The sequence below is a fragment of the Caballeronia terrestris genome, from assembly GCF_001544515.1.
GTDB classification, from domain to species: Bacteria; Pseudomonadota; Gammaproteobacteria; order Burkholderiales; family Burkholderiaceae; genus Caballeronia; species Caballeronia terrestris.
Map to the genome: position 1 here is coordinate 1 of NZ_FCOL02000177.1, position 4,221 is coordinate 4,221.

Sequence of the window (4,221 nt, forward strand, 5' to 3'; positions counted from 1 at the left end):
GGAGTTAGGGCGAGGTTATTAGGGCACCGCCGAACGAAAGAGGCGGCAACAGACAAACCGAACCTACTGCTACCGCGGCGCGCACAATCGATCTCCCTTCATTGAAGAGGAGGTTGACATGGAAACGCTTAATTCTTTCAGCGCTGGTCGGGTGCCGTGGAACAAGGGGAGGCTGACTGGCCAGAAGCCGCCGTTGAAACTGCGCGAGATCTGGGCGATTCGCACGAGACTTCAGATGTCATCCAACGTTCGCGAGTTGGCGCTGTTCAACTTGGCAATCGACAGCAAGCTTCGGGCATGCGATCTGACGCGACTGCAGGTGCAGGACATATGCATGGGAAGCCATGTGGTCTCACGAGCGACGTTCATGCAGCAAAAAACGCAACGGCCGGTGCAGTTCGAAATCACAGAGCAGACTCGGCAGAGTGTCGCAGCCTGGATTTCGGCGCGGGGGCTGAAGGCAGCCGACTATTTGTTCCCGAGTCGGCTGCATGCGTCAGCGCACGTGTCGACACGCCAGTACGCTCGCATCGTTCATCGTTGGATCGCTTCGATTGGATTGGATGACGCGGCGTACGGCACTCACACGATGCGCCGCACGAAGGCATCGCTGATCTATCGGCGCACCAAGAATCTGCGCGCAGTTCAATTGCTCTTAGGCCATACGAAACTTGAAAGTACAGTGCGTTACCTCGGGATCGAGGTAGACGACGCGCTCGAGATGGCGGAGCAAACCGAAGTTTGATAGGTCATGGCCGGCGAGCGGGCGCTTGCCGGCCAGGAAAAGTCACTCGTCGCGACTATGGTTTGGACATTGGTGCGACTGCTTCGCTCTGTCAACGGCCATTCGACGATCGATAATGCACGTCGCGTCTCGGCCTAAACCGATCTTGAACGATCGACGCCCAAGCGCCCGGCTGACGTTCCAGATAGGTCAATTGTCCCGCGGCCCGAGTCGAACGGCAGCTACCAAGCGCATGCATGGATCGTCGAAAGACATTGCCACGCACACACAGAACCAATGGCGCGTATGTGCGATGACGCACGATACATAATAGGAACGCCCTGGGGAAAACATCCGTGCTTTTACTTCGCCAATCGCCTACCTTTTCAGCATCACGTGCTATGTGTCGGACTGCTGGAAGCGTTTGAGTCAGGAAACGCGATTTGAGAACGTGAGTCACTGACCGTCAGATTTCCTAGGCGACCGTCCATGCGCGCTGAACTCATTTTTCGTCGTTATTAAACAATGACGGAGAAATGCGCAGCACTTAGCTAAGCGCGTTGTGATTGCCGGTAAATGACGCTTCATGCTGACATGCTGACATGCCGACATGCCGACATGCCGACATGCCGACATGCCGACATGCCGACATGCCGACATGCCGACATGTCGGCTTTCACGTCGCTATCGTTCGCGCGGCTATGTAAAAGAAAAGTGCATTTGCCGATGCTGGCCAGACCGATTGCTGTTTTCGTTAGACGAGGCTAGGCATCGATGGCACGGAGCCATTTCCAACGAGAGAGAGGTCGTCATGCCAGACGCTGAACGCAAGGACACAGGTCCCAGGGTACTTCTGATTGGCGACCTTGCATCTCACACGATGCTCATCCGGGAACAAAGTGAGGACAGGGCCGACGCCATTTCAGACCCGCCGTATAAAGTATATCGCCGCGAGCCCAACGAGCCGCTCCTTCCAGTGATGATCCAAAAGGCGTTATTAGAGGGGCAGGACATCGCGGAGGGCGACATCAAGATCATTCCCGACTTCGATCAGGATGCGTATAAGTCGTTGGGGGGCACCTGTGGCGAATTGATCAGTGCACTTGATCTTTTTCCCGAGAGTTCGGCCGGCAAACGCGATAAAACGAGGTTGCGCGTGAAGTGCGAGTATCTCGCGTCGCCCGAAAAGATCGTGTCGACGACTAGCCAAGAAATGGGGCAGTACGCTGCCATTCTGTCGAACGCCGTCGCGACAGTGTCCGCAGGACCAAAAGATTGCGTGATGGTGCTCTACGACCAGAACGCTTTTACTCGACGCGTCATTTTGCACGCGGAGGAGACGTCGAGTGAATGGGTCAACCTTCGTAAGCTCGTCAACGCGGCGACGCACGGACTCGTCGTCGCAATCAACGGAGACCTCGTTCAGGAGGGCTGGCTCAACAAGCTGAAGCTCCTGATTCTGCCTAACGCGGCACAGTCGGGCGCGAGACCTCCAAACGTTCTCGTTCTAATCACGGCGGACTGTCTACGTAAGGCTGGTCTGAATATCACGAAATACGGGGCACTAGAAAATACGATCAAAGACATTTTCGCTTCTGCGAAGTTGTCGCCGTTAAAGGAACTACTTGAACTGGCCGGTCATGTTGTGATCGTTTTTCGCGAAACTGGGAGCCTGTATATCGATCAGTCGGGTGAAACGACCCGGGCATCTCTTCACTTCTGCCCAAACTTTGACCGCATAGCACAATCAGACTCCGTCAACTATGGGGACGTTCCCGGAAAGTTTTCAGTTTTCCTGACTGCCGTGGTCAAGGAGTTGTATCGTGCGGCGCGTTTCCATGGAACCGTTGATGGGCGCTGGAATATCCCAGATGCGCTAAGGCTTGGCGCCATTGGTTTCAACCAGCTATTCGCTCGAGGATTGCGCCAGAAGGCGGGCGATGCACCGTTTAAGGCGATTGAAAATGCTTTGAGCGCTGACGAATGCTTGAACATGTGTAAAGCGTCGCGCAACACCGAGAAGCGCGAATACCTCATGTGCTCTCTGCACTTAGATCCCAAGGACCTGCCAGGTTGGGACCGGACAACGACGTTTCTTACTGACACCAAGGATGTTGTGCTCGCGCGACTGCGCGCGATCGTCGAGCGCGGGATGGATGCCACGCTAGTTGATCCGGATGTGATGTCGAGTGAGCCAAAATCGCGAGAGCCAGGAGAATTTCGGCCTTGGTTTCCCAAGAGTTACATTACCCTGCCGTATGCTGCTTTCAACAACCTTCGGTTGGTCAATGCCAAAGAGATCGGGAATCATCATAGTCTGGCAAAAATTATCAAGAAATACATCGAGACCGACGAGTGGGGCACGCCACTATCGATTGCCGTTTTTGGCAGTCCGGGGTCAGGGAAGTCCTTTGGGGTCAAGCAGATTCTGGAAAGCGTCGATCCTGGCCGCAAGACTGAGCCATTGACGTTCAATCTTGCGCAATTCAGTACAGTTGATCAACTCACCGACGCGTTTCACCGTATCCAGGACCGAGCGCTTTCAAGCAAAGAGGTGCCTCTCGCGATCTTCGATGAGTTCGATGCCTCTTTCGAGACATGGCGAGGTTGGTTGAAGTATTTTCTCGCACCGATGCAAGATGGTCTGTTCAGAGGCAAAAACGGCGACTATCGAGTGGGGCGTTCAATATTTCTTTTCTCGGGTGGCACGGCAAACTCCTACGAGGAATTCGCGCGCCCGCTCGAAAAGTTAAGGTATAAACTCGCCGTGACTCCCGATGTTCCGACCAGGTTAGATCAGGTCAATTCGCCGGAGTTACGTGGAAAATCAAGGAACAATGTCGTGGTGACTCCCGGCGCAACCCAAGAGCGAGATTACGATGATTCGCCTGAGGCCACAGTGGTTCGTTCGTCGAAACTGGGGGATTTTGCAAGTCGGCTTCGGGGCTACCTTGATATTTCTGATATCAACGAAGGCCGAGACAAGAATGGCGTGCCATTGGCGCTGACCAACGCGACCAGGTTGCGGCGTGCAGTGATTTTGCGCTCTCTGCTTGACCAACAGGCCAAAGCCATCTTCGTTTCATACTCGAACGGCGTACAGCGTGCTCGTATTCATCCGACCGTCATCGACGAATTTCTTAACCAGAAAGAATATTTGCACGGCGTGCGTTCGATGGAAGCCATTATCCAGATGAGCAGGTGGGTCGACGGGCAGTTCGTCCCCGCTTCACTTCCGTCGCGCGAACAAATGGCTGTGCACGTGTTTTCCCCTTTCTTCCAACACGAAAATAAGGCAAACGGTGGACCTGGGTAAAGCACATGTTGCAGGCTGAATGGTCGATAAGTTGACGACTGGGTTGTTGTCCGTTGTATTCCAGGAGCTGTCATTGCAGTTGTAGCAGTTCGAACGACGGTTCAGGGTCGATTTGAGCCATCGGCCTTAATGACCCGCAACGCAGCATGAGCGCATCGTTGAAAAGCCACAGTCGTCGATT

General features: G+C 54.3%; 2 protein-coding genes. Both read left to right on the forward strand.

Annotated features, from left to right (window positions below; all coding sequences use genetic code 11):
• Positions 1-118 precede the first annotated feature (118 nt).
• The gene (locus AWB67_RS34695; RefSeq protein ID WP_087660456.1) at positions 119-745 is read left to right on the forward strand and encodes a tyrosine-type recombinase/integrase; all 627 of its coding nucleotides are present in this window, start codon (positions 119-121) and stop codon (positions 743-745) included.
• A gap of 790 nt (positions 746-1,535) precedes the next feature.
• Complete coding sequence (locus AWB67_RS34700; RefSeq protein ID WP_087660457.1) at positions 1,536-4,040, forward strand: P-loop NTPase family protein; 2,505 nt, start codon at positions 1,536-1,538, stop codon at positions 4,038-4,040.
• Positions 4,041-4,221 lie beyond the last annotated feature (181 nt).

What these genes read in the sequence shown, in the direction of transcription:
- AWB67_RS34695 (WP_087660456.1), top strand. Translation starts at nt 119, where the DNA reads ATGGAAACGCTTAATTCTTTCAGCGCTGGTCGGGTGCCGTGGAACAAG.
- AWB67_RS34700 (WP_087660457.1), top strand. Translation starts at nt 1,536, where the DNA reads ATGCCAGACGCTGAACGCAAGGACACAGGTCCCAGGGTACTTCTGATT.